General features: G+C 61.9%; 16 protein-coding genes and 1 rRNA gene. 8 read left to right on the top strand and 9 right to left on the bottom strand.

Going from position 1 to position 18,292, the window contains the following annotated elements:
- The 3 genes from rrf to speA form a co-directional block, all read left to right on the top strand.
- Positions 1–109: ribosomal RNA gene (rrf, locus tag E0D86_RS15585) — 5S ribosomal RNA — on the top strand; the annotation flags it as partial.
- Positions 110–444: 335 nt separating this feature from the next.
- On the top strand, positions 445–816 hold the full coding sequence (locus tag E0D86_RS15580; RefSeq protein WP_131650939.1) for a translation initiation factor Sui1: 372 nt from the start codon (positions 445–447) through the stop codon (positions 814–816).
- Between the two features lie 116 nt (positions 817–932).
- Positions 933–2,846, top strand: a complete 1,914-nt coding sequence (speA, locus tag E0D86_RS15575; protein ID WP_131650938.1) for an arginine decarboxylase — start codon at positions 933–935, stop codon at positions 2,844–2,846.
- Positions 2,847–2,990: 144 nt separating this feature from the next.
- On the opposite strand, the gene E0D86_RS15570 is transcribed toward speA, so the two are convergent.
- Together E0D86_RS15570 and E0D86_RS15565 are read right to left on the bottom strand one after the other, a co-directional pair.
- Positions 2,991–3,332, bottom strand: a complete 342-nt coding sequence (locus E0D86_RS15570) for a zinc ribbon domain-containing protein YjdM (protein ID WP_131650937.1) — start codon at positions 3,330–3,332, stop codon at positions 2,991–2,993.
- A 154-nt stretch (positions 3,333–3,486) separates the two neighbouring features.
- Positions 3,487–3,969, bottom strand: a complete 483-nt coding sequence (locus E0D86_RS15565; RefSeq protein ID WP_131650936.1) for an acyl-CoA thioesterase — start codon at positions 3,967–3,969, stop codon at positions 3,487–3,489.
- A 297-nt stretch (positions 3,970–4,266) separates the two neighbouring features.
- On the opposite strand from E0D86_RS15565, the gene E0D86_RS15560 reads away from it, so the two are divergent.
- From E0D86_RS15560 to E0D86_RS15550, 3 genes are all read left to right on the top strand, one after another.
- Entirely contained in the window at positions 4,267–4,947 is a 681-nt protein-coding gene (locus E0D86_RS15560) for a c-type cytochrome (RefSeq protein ID WP_131650935.1), read from the top strand.
- 164 nt (positions 4,948–5,111) lie between these two features.
- Positions 5,112–6,656, top strand: coding sequence for a catalase (locus E0D86_RS15555; protein ID WP_131650934.1), 1,545 nt, complete (start codon positions 5,112–5,114; stop codon positions 6,654–6,656).
- 80 nt (positions 6,657–6,736) lie between these two features.
- Positions 6,737–7,282 carry an ankyrin repeat domain-containing protein gene (locus tag E0D86_RS15550; RefSeq protein WP_131650933.1) on the top strand — a complete coding sequence of 182 codons (546 nt, stop codon included), beginning with the start codon at positions 6,737–6,739 and terminating at the stop codon, positions 7,280–7,282.
- A gap of 150 nt (positions 7,283–7,432) precedes the next feature.
- Here the strand turns inward: E0D86_RS15550 and E0D86_RS15545 are convergent, their stop codons facing one another.
- Positions 7,433–8,194, bottom strand: a complete 762-nt coding sequence (locus E0D86_RS15545) for a phytanoyl-CoA dioxygenase family protein (protein ID WP_131650932.1) — start codon at positions 8,192–8,194, stop codon at positions 7,433–7,435.
- A 309-nt stretch (positions 8,195–8,503) separates the two neighbouring features.
- Here E0D86_RS15545 and E0D86_RS15540 point away from each other — a divergent pair, with 309 nt between their 5' ends.
- A complete protein-coding gene (locus tag E0D86_RS15540) occupies positions 8,504–9,034 on the top strand; it encodes a cytochrome b (protein WP_131650931.1) in 531 nt (176 codons plus the stop codon).
- Positions 9,035–9,079: 45 nt separating this feature from the next.
- Here E0D86_RS15540 and E0D86_RS15535 read toward each other — a convergent pair whose 3' ends face one another.
- Complete coding sequence (locus tag E0D86_RS15535) at positions 9,080–12,727, bottom strand: AAA family ATPase (protein WP_131650930.1); 3,648 nt, start codon at positions 12,725–12,727, stop codon at positions 9,080–9,082.
- Complete coding sequence (locus E0D86_RS15530) at positions 12,724–13,956, bottom strand: exonuclease SbcCD subunit D C-terminal domain-containing protein (RefSeq protein ID WP_131650929.1); 1,233 nt, start codon at positions 13,954–13,956, stop codon at positions 12,724–12,726. The genes E0D86_RS15535 and E0D86_RS15530 overlap by 4 nt, the downstream gene beginning before the upstream one ends.
- Before the next feature lie 1,459 nt (positions 13,957–15,415).
- Here E0D86_RS15530 and E0D86_RS15520 point away from each other — a divergent pair.
- Positions 15,416–15,631, top strand: a complete 216-nt coding sequence (locus tag E0D86_RS15520; protein WP_131650928.1) for a hypothetical protein — start codon at positions 15,416–15,418, stop codon at positions 15,629–15,631.
- Between the two features lie 34 nt (positions 15,632–15,665).
- Here E0D86_RS15520 and E0D86_RS15515 read toward each other — a convergent pair whose 3' ends face one another.
- The 4 genes from E0D86_RS15515 to E0D86_RS15500 are packed head-to-tail and all read right to left on the bottom strand — an operon-like array spanning position 15,666 to position 18,269.
- Positions 15,666–16,994, bottom strand: coding sequence for a sensor histidine kinase (locus E0D86_RS15515; protein ID WP_131650927.1), 1,329 nt, complete (start codon positions 16,992–16,994; stop codon positions 15,666–15,668).
- Positions 16,991–17,656 carry a response regulator transcription factor gene (locus E0D86_RS15510; protein ID WP_131650926.1) on the bottom strand — a complete coding sequence of 222 codons (666 nt, stop codon included), beginning with the start codon at positions 17,654–17,656 and terminating at the stop codon, positions 16,991–16,993. Before E0D86_RS15510 ends, E0D86_RS15515 begins: the two co-directional genes overlap by 4 nt.
- Positions 17,656–17,961 carry a PepSY domain-containing protein gene (locus tag E0D86_RS15505; RefSeq protein ID WP_131650925.1) on the bottom strand — a complete coding sequence of 102 codons (306 nt, stop codon included), beginning with the start codon at positions 17,959–17,961 and terminating at the stop codon, positions 17,656–17,658. Before E0D86_RS15505 ends, E0D86_RS15510 begins: the two co-directional genes overlap by 1 nt.
- The gene (locus E0D86_RS15500) at positions 17,961–18,269 is read right to left on the bottom strand and encodes a PepSY domain-containing protein (protein ID WP_131650924.1); all 309 of its coding nucleotides are present in this window, start codon (positions 18,267–18,269) and stop codon (positions 17,961–17,963) included. Before E0D86_RS15500 ends, E0D86_RS15505 begins: the two co-directional genes overlap by 1 nt.
- Positions 18,270–18,292: the final 23 nt, after the last annotated feature.

Here is an 18,292-nt window from a genome sequence, read left to right as displayed (position 1 = left end):
ACCATAGAGCGTTGGAACCACCTGATCCCATCCCGAACTCAGCAGTGAAACGACGCATCGCCGATGGTAGTGTGGGGTCTCCCCATGTGAGAGTAGGTCATCGTCAAGCTTCTACACCAAACCCCCGACCCTCGTAAGAGGGTCGGGGGTTTGTCTTTGCACGAGAGAAATTATTAAGCTGTAGAGAGGGCTCTGTGCAAGGCCTGCGAAAACTTCACCAGCCATGCCGACGCCCTAGGTCCAACCCCAAGATCGAGTTTGAAAAGGTTCGCTTAGCAGGTACTGATCGTTCGGATTGTGATGCTCGAGAAATCGTTCCACTGTTTCAATCTGTTCACAATAATGACGCGAGCAATCCTTCGAGAGAAATGCAAATACTGCTAAATTGACGAACTCTGGCGGTCTCGGTGTGTTGGGGCTGCGGTTTTTGTTCAAGAGGTTCGCGTGGCCAAGAAAACCACATCGTTCTCCGGTCTTGGCGGGCTGGTGTTTTCCACAGACGCAGGGCGTCACTGCCCCGATTGCAATCAGCCGTTGGATGCCTGTATCTGCAAGCAGCAGGCGATTCCTGAAGGTGATGGTATCGCCCGCGTGCGTCGGGAGATCAAAGGGCGCGGCGGCAAGACCGTGACGACTGTTGCTGGCGTGCCCCTTGCGGAAGCGGAGCTCAAGGAGCTCGCCAGCGCGCTCAAGCGCCGTTGCGGTACTGGCGGCGCGCTCAAGGACGGGATCATCGAAATTCAGGGCGATCATGTTCAACTGCTGCTAGATGAGCTGATCAAGCGCGGATTCACGGCCAAAAAATCCGGCGGCTGAGTTCGATATCCGACTAATCAAATTTTGTGCTTATTACTTGGCGCACCGGCTGTCCAATCGGATAGCTTTCTGCCGTGCTTTACGCTCGGTAGGTAATCTCATATCAGGAGGCCTAGATGCCCGTACGACGCACACGTAAAGATGACGGCAGCCAATGGACCGCAGCGGATAGCCGTAGCGTTTACGGGATTCGTCACTGGGGTGCCGGTTACTTTTCGATCAGTGACGAGGGCCATGTCGAAGTACGTCCGCAGGGGCCAAGCGGAGAGCCCATCGAATTTACCGGCCTGATCGAGCAGTTACGTGACGCCGGTTTGACACTACCGCTGTTGGTGCGCTTCCCAGATATTCTGCAGGACCGTGTGCGTCGTTTGACTGGTGCCTTCGATGCCAACATCGAGCGCCTCGAATACCAGAGCAAGTACACCGCGCTGTATCCGATCAAGGTCAATCAGCAGGAGGCGGTAGTGGAGAACATTATCGCCACGCAGAACGTCGCTATCGGCCTAGAGGCCGGCTCCAAGCCTGAGCTGATGGCGGTGCTAGCACTGGCGCCTAAAGGTGGCACCATCGTCTGCAACGGCTACAAGGACCGTGAATTCATTCGGCTGGCGCTGATGGGGCAAAAGCTGGGGCACAACGTCTTCATCGTCATCGAGAAAATGTCCGAAGTAGGGCTGGTCATCGAAGAAGCCGCCGAGCTGAAGCTCGTTCCGCAGGTTGGTTTGCGCGTGCGGTTGTCCTCGCTGGCCTCAAGCAAGTGGGCCGACACTGGCGGTGAAAAGTCCAAGTTCGGTTTGTCGGCGGCTCAGCTGTTGACTGTCATCGAGCGCTTCCGCGCCGCGGGCGTCGAGCAGGGAGTGCGGTTGCTGCATTTCCACATGGGCTCGCAGATCGCCAACCTTGCGGACTACCGAGAAGGTTTCCGCGAAGCCATTCGGTACTACGCCGAGCTGCGCGCGCTGGGCTTGCCGGTCGACCATATCGATGTCGGCGGCGGCCTGGGGGTCGATTACGACGGCACCCATTCGCGCAATGCCAGCTCGATTAACTACGATATCGACGAATACGCCGGCACCGTGGTCGGCATGCTCAAGGAGTTCTGCGACCGGCAGGAGCTGCCGCATCCGCATATCTTCTCCGAAAGCGGCCGGGCGATGACTGCGCACCACGCGGTGCTGGTGATGCAGGTGACCGACTTCGAGCGTCACAACGATGAAGCGCCGACCATCGAGAATTACGATGAACTGCCCGATATCGTCCAGTCGCTGGCCGATCTGCTCGGGCCGACCGATCCGGAGATGGTTACCGAAACCTATTGGCGCGCCACTCACTACATTAGCGAGGCCGCAGCTCAGTATGCGTCCGGCAAGCTGTCGCTGGCGCAGAAGGCATTGGCCGAGCAGAGCTACTTCGCTATCTGCCGTCGCCTGTACAACCAGCTGAAGGCGCGCCAGCGTTCCCATCGTGCCGTACTCGACGAGCTGAACGACAAGCTGGCGGACAAGTACATCTGCAACTTCTCGGTATTCCAGAGCCTGCCGGATACCTGGGCGATCGACCAGATTCTGCCGATCGTGCCGCTACAACGTCTGAGCGAGGAGCCGGTGCGCCGTGCCGTGCTGCAGGACCTGACCTGCGACTCGGACGGTAAAATCAAGCACTACGTCGACGAGCAGAGCATCGAGAACAGTATGCCGGTGCATGAGATCCAGGCGGGGGAGGAGTATTTCCTTGGCGTCTTCCTGGTCGGTGCCTACCAGGAAATTCTAGGCGACATGCACAACCTGTTCGGCGACACCGATTCGGTGAACGTCTACCAGCGCGAAGATGGCAGCTATTACCACGCCGGTATCGAGACCCACGACACCATCGAGGACATGCTGCGCTACGTGCACCTGTCGCCAGAGGAGCTGATGACTTACTACCGTGACAAGGTTTCCAGCGCCCGGCTCAGCGCCAAGGAGCGCACCCAGTACATCGACGCGCTGCGACTGGGGCTGACGCGCTCGTCTTATCTCACGCCTTGAGCTGTGGGGGGCCCGCTTTGGCTTAAAGCGGGCCGTAGACCTGCCGGCAAGGCCCAAAGCATCGCGCCGAGAGCCAAAGCCAAAAGTGCATACCGCATCGATTTTAGAAGGCCCGCCCCTCACGGCGAAGCTTTCGGCTTTGCTCTAAACCTTACGAACAAACTCCGACTTCAGCTTCATCGCCCCGATGCCTTCGATCTTGCAATCGATGTCATGATCGCCGTCGACCAGACGGATGTTCTTGACCTTGGTGCCGACCTTTACCACCAGCGATGAACCTTTGACCTTGAGGTCCTTGATGACGGTGATGGTATCGCCGTCCTGCAGGGGATTGCCCACCGAATCCTTGATTACCTTTTGGTCGTCGCCAGCGCTCTCCGCTGCGCTGGTCGACCACTCGTGCGCGCATTCTGGACAGACCAGCAACTGGCCGTCTTCATAGGTGTATTCGGAGCTGCATTGGGGGCAGGGTGGTAAAGCGCTCACGGCGAGTCCTCTACAGGCAAAGGGGAAATCGCGAAGTGTATAAGGTTTTATTCCATCAGGCGCGGACGCAGCACTGATCGCCAGGGTGGGATTTGAAAGCGTGCCGACTCCGCCATCTGAGAGCGACGGAGTGGCCCTATGAGGCGAACTGAACTCAGTAGTCGTCCTTGATCGCACGGTAGCGCTCTTCCAGCTCGCGGCGGATTTGCCGGCGTTGCTGGGCCTGGGCGAAGCGGCGCTTTTGGTCCGGCGTTTGCGGCTGTAGAGGGGGAACGCTGGCCGGGCGGCCATCCTCACCGACCGCGACCATGGTGAAGAAGCAGCTGTTGGTGTGGCGAACCGTCTTTTGCCGAATGTCTTCGGTGACGACCTTGATGCCGATTTCCATCGAAGTGGTCCCGACATAGTTGACCGAGGCGAGAAAAGTCACCAGCTCGCCGACATGTACAGGCTGGCGGAAATTGACCTGGTCCACTGACAGCGTCACCACGTACTGCCCGGCGTAACGGCTGGCGCAGGCATAGGCGACTTCGTCGAGGTACTTCAGCAGCGTGCCGCCATGGACGTTGCCGGAGAAGTTGGCCTTGTCCGGGGTCATCAATACGGTCATGGTCAGTTCGGCATGTCCATCAAGCATGTGCGCGGCTCATCCTGGCGAAAAGGGGCGCTACTTTAGTCGAATACGAAGCGGCTGTGTGCATTGCTTGCTTCGTTGCCTCCAGTTTTTGTTCGAGGGGTCAATGTGGCAATAGCGCGCAGCATTAGATGCAGTTCCTGGAGGTCTTTCGGTCGACTGATGTTGTAGGCAATTTCGAAGTGCTCACGCTCCAGGCTCGTAGTGTGATGCTTTATTGATTTGCGCCAGTATCGCGTCTGTATTTCTCCTTATAGTCCCGGCTATTCAAGTTTCTGTTCACCGTGCCGGACTTTTCGCATGCGCTTTATCGCCGCTCTGATGCTCAGTTGCTTCGCTTCATTCGCTCACTCCAACGAGACGGCGATGGAGCGCTTCAACTACCTGATGGCCGATGCCGAGCGACGCCAGCAGGCTTATGCAGCCGGTCAGGAGCGCGCGCTGTTCTGCGGCTACTGCCACGGTGAGGACGGCAATAGCAAGCGGCCGCACATTCCCAATCTGGCCTCGCAGAACCCGGTTTACCTGTTCCAGTCGTTCGAGAAATTCGCCGAGGCTGAGCGCACCGATTACGTGATGTCGAAGCTGGCGAAGAATCTGACGCTCGAGGACCGGGTCAACATCGCCGTCTATTTCAGCCAGCAGAAGATCGTGCCGGCTGCGACTGCAGACGATGCGGCGCTGATTCAGCAGGGTGCGACACTTTTCCAGCGCACCTGTACCGGCTGCCATGGCGAACGTGCCGAAGGTCGAGAGGCCATGCCGCGTCTGGCCGGCCAGCCTGCTGTATACATCCGCACCGCGCTGACACGTTTTCGTAACCACGAGCCTAGCCGCGCGGGTTCGGTGATGATCGGCATCGCCGACAAACTGTCTGAGGCGGAAATAGAGTCCCTGGCTGCCTATCTGACGCAGCTGCAGCTGAGCGAAAGGCAAGAGCAGCAAGCCAGCGCGCAGCTATTGGGTATGGACGTGCATTGATCTTGTTTTACGTTGCGTTGCGAGCCTGAACCGCCTGCGTTTGCGAAACAACCAGAATTTTCCTATCGCGCCGCTTCGCTTATTCAATTTCGGCTGCACGGCGCACCGCTCTAGTCTCCTCGCCGCGTCCCAGACGCAATCCAAAATGAGAAGAGGACGACTAGATGAATCGTTACCTGCCAGGCGCCTTGCCTGCCCGCACGCTAGTGGGCGCGCTTTGCGCGAGCCTGCTGTCACTATCCGCCTATGCTGCTCCACTGACCCGCGACAACGGTGCGCCGGTTGGCAACAACCAGAACTCCCAGACCGCTGGCCCGAACGGTCCAGTGCTGCTGCAGGACGTGCAACTGCTGCAGAAATTGCAGCGCTTCGACCGCGAGCGCGTGCCGGAGCGTGTGGTCCATGCCCGCGGCACCGGCGCCCACGGTGAATTCACCTCCACCGCCGACATTTCCGACCTGACCATCGCCAAGGTCTTCGACAAAGGCGCCACCACGCCGGTATTTGTGCGCTTCTCCGCAGTGACCAACAACAGTCACTCGCCGGAAACCCTGCGCGACCCACGCGGCTTCGCCACCAAGTTCTACACCGCTGATGGCAACTGGGATCTGGTCGGCAACAACTTCCCGACCTTCTTCATCCGCGACGCCATCAAGTTCCCGGACATGGTCCACGCGTTCAAGACCGACCCGCGCACCAACCTGGACGACGACAGCCGTCGGATGGATTTCCTGTCCTACCACCCCGAATCCATCCAGACCCTGACCCGCCTGTACTCCAACTACGGTACGCCGGCCGGCTACCGCTTCATGGACGGCAGCAGCGTGCATTCCTACAAGCTGATCAACGACGAAGGCCAGGTGCACTATGTCAAGTTCGCCTGGAAATCGCAGCAGGGCATCAAGAACCTTGATCCCAAGCAGGTGCAGGAAACCCAGGGCCGTGACTACAGCCACATGACTCGCGACCTGATCACGGCCATCGACAACGGCGACTATCCGAAGTGGGACCTGTACCTGCAGGTGGTCAAGTCGGAAGAGCTGGCCAAGTTCGAGTTCGATCCGCTGGATGCCACCAAGATCTGGCCCGAGGCGCTGGTGCCCTCGAAGAAGATCGGCACCATGGTGCTGAACAAGAACCCGGACAACGTCTTCCAAGAGACCGAGCAGGTCGCCATGGCACCGTCCAACCTGGTTCCTGGCATCGAGCCCTCCGAGGACCGACTGCTGCAAGGCCGTCTGTTCGCCTATGCCGATACCCAGATGTACCGCATCGGTGCCAACCACATGAGCCTGCCGATCAACCAGCCCAAAGCGCCGGTCAACAACGGCAACCAGGATGGCCAGCTCAACGGCGGCAACACCACCACCAGCGTGAACTACCAGCCGAGCCGTCGTCTGAGCCGTGAAGAAGAGTCGCGTGGCCTGTACAGCCAGCTGGAACTCTCGGGTACCACTCAGCAGGCGCCGATCTACCGCACGCAAGACTTCAAGCAGACCGGTGAACTGTTCCGTTCCTTCACCCGCAAGGAGCAGAAAGACCTGATCGCTACCCTCGGTGGAGAACTGGCCAAGACCGACGAGGAAGCGCGCCATCACCTGCTGTCGTACTTCTACAAGGCTGATGCCGAGTACGGCGAAGGCCTGACCAAGGTGGCCAAGGGCGACCTGCAGAAGGTCAAGGCGCTGGCCGCCGAGCTGGAAGACTGATGCACCCGGCCGGCCCACGCAGCCGGCCATTCCCCGGCCCATGGCGTCTGCCGCGGGCTTCTCGTATGAAGAGAAACGCAATGAAAAACCTGATTCTGCTGGCTGCCCTCTGGCTGGGTAGTGGATATGCACTGGCGCAGGGCGAGCCCATCGCGGCGGATGCCGAACAGGTACACGCCCAGTTGCGCGATTATTTCTTCGATGCCGCGAGGCACGGCGATAGCCCGATCCTCGACGAATTCATCCAGGCGGGGTTTGACCTGAACACCGCCGACGAAAAGGGTTACACGGCCTTGATCCTCGCCGCTTATAACGGCCATGCGGACACCGTAGAGCAGCTGCTTGCGGCCGGTGCGGATGCCTGCGCCGAGGACAAACGCGGCAACACCGCCCTGATGGGCGCGATCTTCAAGGGCGAGCTGCGCATCGCCAAGCGCCTGCTGGCCACCGAGTGCAATCCGGACCAGCGCAACGCCGCCGGCCAGACGCCGGCCATGTACGCCGCGCTGTTCCAGCGCGAGACGCTGCTCGACGCCTTGCGCGAACGCGGTGCCGACCTCGGAGCCTCCGACCCGCTGGGTAACTCGGTCGAGAGCCTGGCCCGTGGCGAGATTCGCACGCGCTAGCTAATAGTTAGAGGTTTATTGGCACGCTACAAATTTGTAGACCGAACAAGTTCGACCTTACCTCCAATACGAAAGGGATGGGTCCGTCGAGCGCGCAGCGAAACGGGACACTAGCGATGCACCGGAACCATGCAGGCCGTGTACGGCGGTTCAATCGTATTCAGAGGCGACATGCTCGCCCAGCAGGCGTCGCTGCCGTGATGTCGCGACGGCCAGCACCTCGGGGTTGAACGCGAAATGCAGGTAGGGCGAGAACTTTTGCGCCACCATTCGCCGACCGTAGTGCACCTGCAGCAGGTAGCGGCTGCGGTCGGTGGTGCGGTTGCGGCTGCCGGCGTGCCAGAGATCGCTGCGAAAGAACAGCACGTCGCCGGCTTCGCACAGTACCGGCTCTGCGTTGCGTCCGCGCCAGTCGGTTTCTCCTGGATGCGGCTTGCGTCCGGCGCGATGGCTGCCAGGGACGACCAGCGTTGGGCAGAGGTCGGCGTCGATGTCGTCCAGGTACAGGTGTGCAGTGCAGACTTGCATCGGCAGCTCGAAGGCCGGGTCGGCCAGCAGGTTTTCCGGCAGTTTCATCGCCAGGTAATCGGCGTGCAGCTCGCCGCCGACGAAGCCTGGATGGCTGCGCCAGGCGGTCTGGCCGATCACATGGCAGTCCGCGCCGAGGCAGGCTTCGGCCAGCTCGATGACGTCCGGTAGATCTAGATAATCCAGCCAGAACGGATCGCGGTTGAACACACATTTGTAATGGTCGTCCACCAATCCCTGGTAATCCCAGTGGATCGGCTCCAGGCGGTCGATGGCGGCACGTACGTCTTCGATCTGCTGCGGTTGCAAAATGCCGCGCAGCAGCACGAAGCCTTGCGCGTTCATGGCACACAGATGTTCGGCGGCGGGACGGATTCGCGGCATGGCGACGGATTCGGTGCTGTTTGGGCTATCGACAGTTTGCTGAAAGCTTGGGTTCGTATGCTGCCTCCTGTTCGCGATGACCTGTCGTCGCGGCAGGTGTGCTGCCACAAGCGGCGCGCTGGCTACATCCTTTCTTGTGCGAACTTCGGGGCGTGGCCACAAGCGGCGTTCGCGGGTTCGCTTTAGCACAAATCATTCTGGTTACATCGCGACACCGCTCTGGCTTGGGTCTTTCCGGCATTTGAGCGAAAATCGCCGCGCTTTTTCCCCGTCGCACATCGATGCGCTTGGCATGCTCACGAGGCCTGGATGACTACCGCACGCTTCACCCCCATACAGATCCTGTTCCATTGGTTCAGCGCTTTGCTGGTGCTAGCAATCATTGCGTTGCCTTACGGCGCGGACTATTTCGCATCGCTACTCGGCGGCAAGAGTAATGTGTTTACTCTGCACAAGTCGCTGGGAGTGCTGGTATTGGCGTTAACGCTGCTGCGCTTGTTCTATCGCGGCCGCAAGGTTTCCCCGCAACAGCTCGAACCCGAGCAGTCCCGCCCACAGCAGCTCGCCGCGATGGTGGGGCACGGGCTTCTCTATCTATTGCTGATGATGATGCCAATCTCAGGGCTGCTGTTCGGCAGCAAGCCGATCAACCTGTTCTGGCTGGTGGAGATCGGACCGCTACCATTCTCATCGGATATTCGTAGCGTTGCGAAGGACGTTCATATACTCGGCCAATACGTGCTCTTCGCGATGATCCTCGGCCATGCTGCCGTTGCCCTCTGGCATCACTACGTACGTCGCGATGACGTGCTCAAGGGTATGTTGCCGTTGGTGCGTTGACCGATCGGGATCGGCACGCCGCCGATCCCGCTTCTTTACAACCGCTCAGCCCGCCCCGCCCACGATCCGCAGCCCGCTCTGCCCATTGCCCTGTCGCTGCACCTGAATCTGCACCGGAATGCGCTCGTGCATTTCCGCGACGTGGCTGATCACCGCGACCTTGCGGCCTTGGGCCTGCAATGAATCCAGCGCGTCCATGGCGATCTGCAGCGACTCGGGATCGAGGCTGCCGAAGCCCTCATCGATGAACAGCGACTCGATCCGAAGTTTGCTCGACGCCATCGAGGCGAGGCCCAGTGCCAGCGCCAGTGAAACGAGGAAGGTTTCCCCGCCCGAAAGCGAATGCACCGAGCGCAGCTCATCGCCCATCTCGGTATCCATCACCAGCAGTCCCAGCGGACTGCCGCCGCGCTTGAGGCGATAGCGTCGAGCCAGCTGGCGCAGCTGGACGTTGGCGTGCTGTACGAGAAGGTCGAGGTTGTAGCCCTGGGCGATCTTGCGGAAGGCGCCGCCGTCGCTCGATCCGATCAGCGCGGCGATGCGGCCCCAGCGCTGGTGTTCGGCCGTGGCCGCCTCTATCTGTTCGAGCAGGGCCAGGCTCTGGTTGCGCCGCCGATCGTCATCGAGCAGCGCGGCGAGGGTTTCGGCGCAGTGGCGTTCGGCCTGGTCGCAGCTGACCTGTTGCGCGGCGAATTGCTGCTCAAGGCTTTCGGCGTCCAGCGTCTCGGTGTACTGCTGTTGATGTGCGGCGATTCGCTGTTCGCAGCCCTCCAGGCGCTCGCGGCTGCGGGCGAGCTGTTCACTGTTATCGCGCAGGCGCTGACGTGCTTCGTCGAGCAAGGCGTCCTCCATATGCAGCAGCTGGGCGAAGGTCGCGTCGTCCAACTCAGGATGGGCGCTGCGCCAGGTGGCGAGCTCTTCGTCCAGTGCACGGCGTTCGGCCAGTAATTCGTCGCGGCGCTGGCGGCAGTTGTGCTGCTCGCCGGCCAGGCGAGTAAGCCCGAGCCGGGCCTCGTTCAGTTGCCGGTCGACCTCGGCCTGCCGCTGGCGAGCATTCTGGATCGTCTGTTCCAGTTGCTGTTGCCAGGCCTGAGCGCTGGGTTGTTGACCCAGGCTTTGGCGCAGGCTTTGCCTGCAGGCTTGTTCACGAGTTTGCAGTTCGGCCAGGCGCGCGGCGCAGGCCTGATGCCGTTCGAGGCGATGGTGCTGTTGCAGCTGCTCGTGCTCCAGCGCGGTTTGGCATTGCTGCTGTAGTTCGGTCAGCTGCGCTTGCTGCTCAAGCTGCTGGCAACGGGCCTCGACCAGGCCGTCGAGCTGCATGAAGGTTTCGGCGGGTGTCTCGCGCCAACGCTCGAACAGGGTGGCGGGCAATAGACCGGCAAATTCGGCCAGTTCCTCGGCGAGCCGTGTTTCGTCGCGGGCGATGGCGTCGCGTTGTCCTGCCAGTGCCTGGGTGGCCTGGACGCAGGTTTCCCGGGCGCTCTGCCAAGCCTGGTGCAGTGCTTCGCTGCGCTGCTGCAAGGTGAGCAGTTCGCGCTGGCGGGCGTTGGCGACGGTGATGTCGGCTTTGAGCGTGGCCAACCGGCTGTCGAGCCAGGACTGCTGAGCTGTTTCCGCCTGGGTTAGCAGTTCGGCGTAGGCGGATAGGGCGACCAGTTGCGGTTGCAGCTGGGCCAGTTCCTCGGCGATTTCCGCAAGACGCTGCGTGTTCTGTTTGATCTCGCCAGTCAGGGCGATGTGCTGGTCGCGCAACGTTTGCAGCCGTTCGTCCTGGGCCTGCAAATGCCGTTGGGCCTGCTCGGCTTCATGCTCGTCCTGCTGATCCAGAGCGGCGAGCAGCGCCTGGCCGTCGTGCCAGGGATGTTCGAGGCTGCCGCAGACGTTGCACGGCTCACCCGGCACCAGCGCGGCGCGCAGGGCCTCGACATTGGCGCTACGGGCCAGACGCTGGCGTTCCAGCAGAGCCTGTACCAACTGCAGCGCCTTTTGCGCATCGTCGCGTTCGTTGCGGGCGACCTTGCCGGCCTGGGTCAGCGCCTCGAGTTCGTCTTGCTGACGGCTTCGTTCGTTCTGCAGGTGGCTTTGTTGAGCGACGAGCTGCTGCTGGCGCGACCAGAGGCGCTGCAGGGTTTCGATCTCGCGTTCGGCGGCGCGCCAGGTTTCTAGTTGCGTCGTAAGCTGCGCCAGTTGCTCGCTGGTCTCACCGCCGATCTGCGCCTGCAACGCATCGAGTGCCTGGCGCGTGGTCGCCTGGGCTGTTTCGGCGGTGCGGGCGGTGGCTTCCAGCGCCGGCAGTTCCGCGCGGCCCTGGCGGAGGCGGGCGGCGATCTGCACGGCCTGTTGCAGGCGCGGGCGGTAGCCATTCCAGGCCGCGCAAAGCGGTTGCAACTCGGCGCTGCGGGCGAGCTGTTCGCCGAGGGCGTCGAGTTGCTGGGCGGCTTGTTCCTGTTGCTGGCGCAGTTGGGTGAGTTTGAGTTCGCCAGCCTTAGTGGCTGCTTCGGTCTGCTCGGCTTGCTCGCGTGCTTCACGCAGGTCATTAGCGAGATGGCTCAGCCGTTCTTCTTCACGCCGCGCCTGGGCGAGCCCTGGTTCGGCAGACTTGAGCGCCTGTTCGGCGGCTTCAAGTGTCTCGGTTGCAGTACGGCAGGTCTGCTCCAGTTCATCGAGGCGGCGCTGTACCTCGGCATATTCGCGGTCGTGGCGGGCGAGGATCTCGTCGGTCTTCGCCAGCAACGGCGGGAGTTCGCTCGCGCGGATGAAACGGTGGCGCTGCGGCGCCAGCTGCTCGAACAGGGCGAGGATGCGCTGGGCGTCGGCGAGGCGTTCCTGCTCGTCTTCGGCCTCCTGCAACTGTGCGCGTGCGGCGCTGTGTTCGTTTTCCAGGCGCCGCAGCTCAGTCAGCCACTGACGTTGCTGTTCCAGTGCCTTGAGCTGTTGCTGCAGGCTTTTCAGTTCCGTTGTTTGCTGGTTGTGCTGGTCCTCCAGCGCTTGGCGTGCCTCGGGTTCCAGCGGCTGCACGCCGCCGGCCTGCTGTTGCAGCTGGGCCAGCGCTTCGCGGGCGCGCTTGGACGCTTCGAAGGCCGCCTGGCCGAGGCGGCTGTAGAGGCCGGTGTCGGTGAGTTTTTCCAGCAGTGTGCCGCGCTCGTTGTCGTCGGCCTTGAGGAAGGCGGCGAATTCGCTCTGTGCGAGCAGTACGGCGCGGGTGAACTGCGCCAGGTTCAAACCCAGGCGGGCTTCGAGCAGCTCACGGAATTCGCGTTTCTTGCCGCTGGCCAGTAATTGTCCACTGTCCAGATCGGTAAGGCTCTGGCTGCTGGCCTGCAGACGGCCATCGATCTTCTCGCGGGCGCGCTTGACCTCCCAGCGCGCACGGTAGCGGTGGCCGTCGACGCCGATGAAATCCACCTCGGCATGGCCACTGCCGCAACCGCGGCGCAGCAGGTTGCGTTCGTCACCACCGCCGATTTCGGCGTCGCCGTCGGGCACCTTGTTCAGCGGCGAGACGCTGTCCAGGCGCGGCGTGCTGCCAAACAGCGCCAGGCACAGGGCGTCGAGAATAGTGCTTTTGCCGGCACCGGTCGGCCCGGTGATTGCGAACAGGCCGGCGCTGGCCAGCGGCTCGGCGGTGAAATCGATGATCTGCTCGCCAGCGAGTGAGGCGAGGTTCTTCAGGCGAATGGCGAGGATTTTCATCTGTCCTCTCCTTCGCCGAACTCCACGGTCTGTAGCAGGCCGGCGAAGTCGTCCAGCGCTTGTTCGTCCGGCGGGTTGCCGAACTGTTCTTCCCAGGCGCGGGCGAACAGCTCCTGCGGGCTGATCTGGTCGAGGCCGAGCAGTACTTCAGAATCCGCCTCGCCGCGCTTGCCTGCATATTCGCTGGCGATGCGCACCAGCCGGCAGGCCTTGCCGGTGATCGCCGTTTCAATGCGCTGGCGCAGGTCGGGCAGCGGCTCGTCCAGCTGTACGCGGACTTCCAGCCAGGGCAGGTTTTCGCTGAACAGGCCGACCTGAGGCAGTGCCTCCAGCGCAGTGATCACTTCGGCCAGCGGCGCGCGACCGATGCGGATCATCTCCACGGCGCGCGGGATCGGCAGGCTTTCGATGTTTTCAAGGCGATCGCCATCGAGTTCGACCAGCAGCACCTGATGCGGATAATTCACCTCGGCGAAGGACAGCGGCAGCGGCGAGCCGCTATAGCGGATGCGCGCCTGGCCGGCGACCTGCTGCGGCTTGTGCAGATGGCCGAGGGCGACATAGGCGATGGCCTCGGGGAACAGGCTGGCCGGCAGCGCTTCGGCATTGCCGATGACGATGCTGCGCTCTGATTCCTCCGACACGGCACCGCCGGCCATGTGTGCGTGGCTCATGGCAACCAGCGCCTGGCCGGGCTGGCGCGCGGCTTCGGCGGCGGCGATCAGGCGTTGATGGACATGGCGGATGCCGGCCATGTAGTCATCGCCAGTATCGAAACCGGTGACTTCCGCTGGGCGCAGGAAGGGCAGGGTGAGGCACCAGGCGGCGACCTGGCCGTTGGCATCGTGTAACGGCACGCGCAGTCGTTCGTGATCGAGCTGGCCTTCTGCGACCCAACTGATTCGGCCGACGGCGTGGGCGTTCAAGCGCCTCATCAGCGGCGCCGGCAGTTCGATGCGGCCGCCGGAGTCGTGGTTGCCGGCGATCATCACGATGTCCAGTTGCGGCAGCCGTTCGTGGGCGCGGACGATGAAGTCGTACAGGCGTTCCTGGGCCTTGAGCGGCGGGTTGACCGTGTCGAAGACGTCGCCGGCGATGAGCAGGGCGTCTGCTGTGTGGGCGACGAGCTGGTCGAGCAGCCAGGCGAGGAACTGGGCGTGTTCGTAGTCGCGGTCCTGGCCGTGGAGGGTCTGGCCGAGGTGCCAGTCGGAGGTGTGGATCAGGCGCATGGGCTCAGTTCTTCATTCGGGCGAGCACGGCCTGCAAGCCGTTGCGCGGCTTTGCGGGGTGGCCAGTTGCTGGGGATAGGCATGGTTTTCGGCTGGTTTGGATCGTGTGCTTGTGCCTGTTTGCTCGGCTGTGAAGCTAAGCAGACGGTTGGCAAGGTGTTCGCTCGTGATGCTTTTCTTGTCGGACACTCAGGTTTCGCCCTGCTGGGCGAGTCCCTTTTGGCAAACGCCCCAAAAGGAACCAAAAGGTCTTGCCCCTGCATCCGGCCCCGGCTGCGCCGGGGTTCCCTCGCTCCGATGACGCTCCAGGGGCCCGCCGCGAAGCCATCCATGGCCCATCGCGGCTCTCGCGGCATCCATGCCGCTCAACCCCTTCCGCGCCACCTGCGCTCGGCCTTCTGAAAGGGGCGGTTCGGTGCTGTCTGATAGAAAAAAGAGCAACTGGGCGCCCATTTGCGTCACGTCTATCTGTACCTGCCACGATGCTGTGATGACTTCTAAAACTCTAACGCGGTTTTGACTTAAAGCGATTTGCCGCTTTGTCTGAGCACGGCCTGTCAGACGGCACAAAGCGCCCCTTTCAGGAGGCCGAATGGAGTCCTCGTGGAGGGGTGCGAGCGGCATGGATGCCGCGAGAGGCGTAAAGGGCCATGGATGGCCCTTGTACGCCGGCCCCCGGAACGAGGATGGAATGAGGGAAGTCGAACGCAGCGAGACCCGGATGCAGGGGCAAGCGTTTTTGCTTACTTTTTTGGGGGCCGGCCTTCCGGCGTTTGAAAAAAGTAAGGCGCCCAGCAGGGCGAAACCTGAGGTCCGGGGCGCCTCAAGCGCGGCGTCATATAAAAATGCCCGCGCCGCCAGCACTATTTCGCGAGCAAGCTCGCTCCTACGAAAAGCGACTGAGCGGTAACTTGGCCAATTCGCAGGCTCCATAGCAGGGGACATGCCGCCGTCCATAGCTGATCTGCCAATCCGCGCCGGGCGAACAAGTTCACCCTTACGGAGCACGATGCGGTGTGGCGGGCTAATCAATACAAACCACCTCTTCAATGTCTGCAGATTCGGCGTCTGAATCCGCTGCGCCGCCGCATTGGCCTGATAACGCTGCAGCACATATTGTGAACCAGCGCTCCACCCTTCCCGAAGCACAGCGCGCCGCTCTCCATTCCGTAGTCGGTTTCGATGATTGCCTTCTGCTCCGCTCTCAGCCTCGCGTAGGGTTCGGCCGCCAGTTCGACGTGCGCGCGAACCTACCTATATTCACGTCGCGCTTCAATCCAGCCGAGCAAACTTGGCGGTCGTCAGGAGTCCACACCTGGAGATGCCGACGAAACGGGACCGCGTCTGAACGGCTGCTAAACGTTACAGTTTCTTGTCGACAGACGGTCATCCGATGAGCGGTCGGAATCTCCTCTCGCATTGCTGGGTCTTTGTGTCAGACCCAGCGCTTGAGGCATCCATGAAAACCCTGTCCCGCCACCTTGCCGATCATTTCCCTCCCGACTACAAAACCCGTGTAGAACCGCAGGACGATGGCTATCTGGTCGTCCGCATCGGCTATCCCATCAACGGCACCGAAGCCATTCGAATGGTCTCGGGTCGGCAGGTCCAAAACGGCTTGTTGGTCGAAACCATTCTGGAAGACATGCGCAACGAGCTGGCCCGCGCGCAGTGATTCCCCGCTTCATCCGCTGTTCTTAGACTCCCGGTTAACCTCGCCCACGCTGCTGCGTCGGCAGATGGATGCACGCTCGCAACCCGCCCAGATCGCTCTGCTCCAACGATAGCCGGCCGTTCCAGGCCGTCAGAATATCCCGCACGATACCAAGCCCCAGACCATGCCCTTCGGCACGCTCATCCAGGCGAGTGCCGCGCTCCAGTACCGCTTCGCGGCGGTCGGCAGGTATTCCCGGTCCGTCGTCTTCTATCTGAATGAGATAGCCATCCGACATCTGATCGATGCTCAGTAGCACCTCCGAACGGGCGAATTTGCAGGCGTTGTCCAAGAGATTGCCGAGCAGTTCGAGCATGTCCTCGCGGTCCCAGGGTAGGCGGCAATCCTGATGGGTTTGCCAATGCAGATTGAGATCACGACGGTGGATCATCTTCAGCGTTTCGAATAGCGGCGTGAGTTCTTCGTTGCAATTGAAATAGGCGCCGGGTAACACCTCGCCAGCCAGACGGGCGCGACCCAGCTCGCGGGAGACGCGCTGCTGGACCTGCGCCAGTTGATCCCTCAGGTCCTGTTGCAGTCGCGGATGGGCTGCCAGCTCCTCTCGCTGCGTGAGGCTGCCGAGCACCGCCAGCGGGGTTTTCAACGCGTGGCCCAGGTTGCCCAGGGCGTGCCGAGAACGTTTGAGGGTATCGTCGGTGTGTGCCAGCAGGTGATTGATTTGCTCCACCAGCGGCTGCAGTTCGATTGGCGCCTGGATATCCAGCTGCTGCCGCTGACCCTGCTGCAGTTGAGCGATTTGCTGGCGGGCACGTTCCAATGGGCGCATGGCGAGCTTCACGGCGTAGCGTTGCAACAGCAAGAACGCCAGCAGCGCCACGCCGATTAGCCCCAGCCCCCCAAGCCGAACCTGAGCGAAGCTTTTGAGGATCGGCGTGTAGTCACGCGCGACGCTGATGACGATGCGTTGGCCGTCGCGGCGATATTCGGCGCGGTAGGCCAGCAGCCGCTGCTCCTGCGGGCCATCCACTAGGTCGCTGGCCAAGCCGTTGCGCGTCGGCCAGGCCGGTTCGGCGTCCCACAGCGAGCGCGATCGCCAGCTGCGCTCGGGCAGTTCGATGCGGAAATAGTGACCGGAAAACGCCCGCTGATAACGTGGATTCAGCCGACTCGAGTCCAGCTTGAAGCCCTCGGTGCCCTGGACTACCGCGATCAGCAGGCCTTCAGTTTCTTCGCGCAGATCGGTCGCCAGGTTGCGCCGCAAACCCGCCTCGAACAGCCACAGACTGCTTTGCACCAGCAGCAGGCCGACCAGCAGCAGGGCGCAAACCAGCCCGAGGCTGAGGCTGCGCTGAATCGACTTCAAGGCGCGCCGCCGAAGCGATAGCCCTGTCCGCGACGGGTTTCGATCAGCTCGCGGCCGAGCTTGCCGCGCAGGCGGTTGACGTGCACCTCGATGACATTGGAGTCGCGCTCGGTTTCGCCGTCGTAGAGATGCTCGGCCAGTTGGGTTTTGGACAGCAGCTGACCGGCGTGCAGCATGAAATAGCGCAACAGGCGGAACTCGCCGGCGGTCAGGTCGATGTCCTCGCCGTCCTTGTTGCAGCGCTGGCGGGCCTCGTCCAACGCCAGCCCGCCAACCTGCAACAGTGGCTGGTTGGCCACGCCGTGGGCACGGCGCAACAGCGCCTGAATGCGCAGCAGCAATTCTTCGGGATGGAAGGGTTTGGTGAGGTAATCGTCGGCGCCGGCTTTCAGCCCCTCGATGCGTTCGGCCCAGGAGTCGCGGGCGGTGAGGATCAGCACCGGCGTCGCCAAACCCCGTGCGCGCCAGGCGCGCAATACATCGAGCCCCGGCTTGCCGGGCAGGCCAAGGTCCAGAACGATCAGGTCATAGGGTTCGCTGCTGCCCTGGTAATCGGCGTCGCGGCCATCGGCCAGCCAGTCAGTGGCATAGCTTTGGCGGGAGAGGCTGGCGATCAGCTCGTCTGCCAGCGGTACATTGTCTTCGACCAGTAGCAGGCGCATCAGTCCTCTTCATCCTTGAGCAGACGGCCATCGCGCGCGTCGATTTCCAGCTCGCGGGCGATGCCGTTGGTGGTCAGCAATTCGATTTCATAAACATAGATGCCGTCATCCTCCTCCAGCTCGGCTTCCAGCAGCCGGGCTCCCGGATAGCGCTCCATGGCGCGCTGCAAGAGCGCTTCGAGCGGCATGATCAGCCCCTCGCGGCGTAGCCGCAGGGCTTCGTCCTGATCGAGGTCGCGACTCGCCGCCGGGGTGGCGGCGAGCAGTAGAGCCAAGGGAGTCGCTAGGAAGAGGGTGGCACGCATTAGTCGTCCTGATGGTCCTTGAGCACTTCGCCGGTCTTGGCGTCGAGTTCCATGTCCCATTGCACACCTTTGTCGTCGCGCAATTCAACCTGATAGATGTGGCGACCGTATTCTTCTTCCAGTTCGGTTTCCTCGATGGTGGAGCCTGGGTGCTTAGCCAGTGCGGCTTCGTTGAGCTTCTCGAACGACTGGATGGTGCCGGCGTCGCGTAGCTTGAGCGCTTCGTCCGGGCCGAGGTCGCGGGCCATTGCCAGGTTAGCGCCGAGGGCGAGGGTGGCGGCAGTGATCAGCGTAGTCAGTGTTTTCATGTTTCGTTTTCCTGTGTGGGTTT

It is taken from the genome of Pseudomonas sp. IC_126, from assembly GCF_004331835.1.
In the GTDB taxonomy this organism is placed as follows: Bacteria; Pseudomonadota; Gammaproteobacteria; order Pseudomonadales; family Pseudomonadaceae; genus Stutzerimonas.
This window is presented reverse-complemented; position numbering and strand designations above follow the sequence as displayed.

Excerpts from the sequence above, each read along its gene's own strand:
- speA (WP_131650938.1), top strand. The coding sequence starts at position 933 with ATGCCCGTACGACGCACACGTAAAGATGACGGCAGCCAATGGACCGCA.
- E0D86_RS15565 (WP_131650936.1), bottom strand. The coding sequence starts at position 3,969 with ATGCTTGATGGACATGCCGAACTGACCATGACCGTATTGATGACCCCG.
- E0D86_RS15555 (WP_131650934.1), top strand. The coding sequence starts at position 5,112 with ATGAATCGTTACCTGCCAGGCGCCTTGCCTGCCCGCACGCTAGTGGGC.
- E0D86_RS15560 (WP_131650935.1), top strand. The coding sequence starts at position 4,267 with ATGCGCTTTATCGCCGCTCTGATGCTCAGTTGCTTCGCTTCATTCGCT.
- E0D86_RS15535 (WP_131650930.1), bottom strand. The coding sequence starts at position 12,727 with ATGAAAATCCTCGCCATTCGCCTGAAGAACCTCGCCTCACTCGCTGGC.
- E0D86_RS15520 (WP_131650928.1), top strand. The coding sequence starts at position 15,416 with ATGAAAACCCTGTCCCGCCACCTTGCCGATCATTTCCCTCCCGACTAC.
- E0D86_RS15505 (WP_131650925.1), bottom strand. The coding sequence starts at position 17,961 with ATGCGTGCCACCCTCTTCCTAGCGACTCCCTTGGCTCTACTGCTCGCC.
- E0D86_RS15530 (WP_131650929.1), bottom strand. The coding sequence starts at position 13,956 with ATGCGCCTGATCCACACCTCCGACTGGCACCTCGGCCAGACCCTCCAC.
- E0D86_RS15500 (WP_131650924.1), bottom strand. The coding sequence starts at position 18,269 with ATGAAAACACTGACTACGCTGATCACTGCCGCCACCCTCGCCCTCGGC.
- E0D86_RS15540 (WP_131650931.1), top strand. The coding sequence starts at position 8,504 with ATGACTACCGCACGCTTCACCCCCATACAGATCCTGTTCCATTGGTTC.
- E0D86_RS15545 (WP_131650932.1), bottom strand. The coding sequence starts at position 8,194 with ATGCCGCGAATCCGTCCCGCCGCCGAACATCTGTGTGCCATGAACGCG.
- E0D86_RS15510 (WP_131650926.1), bottom strand. The coding sequence starts at position 17,656 with ATGCGCCTGCTACTGGTCGAAGACAATGTACCGCTGGCAGACGAGCTG.
- E0D86_RS15550 (WP_131650933.1), top strand. The coding sequence starts at position 6,737 with ATGAAAAACCTGATTCTGCTGGCTGCCCTCTGGCTGGGTAGTGGATAT.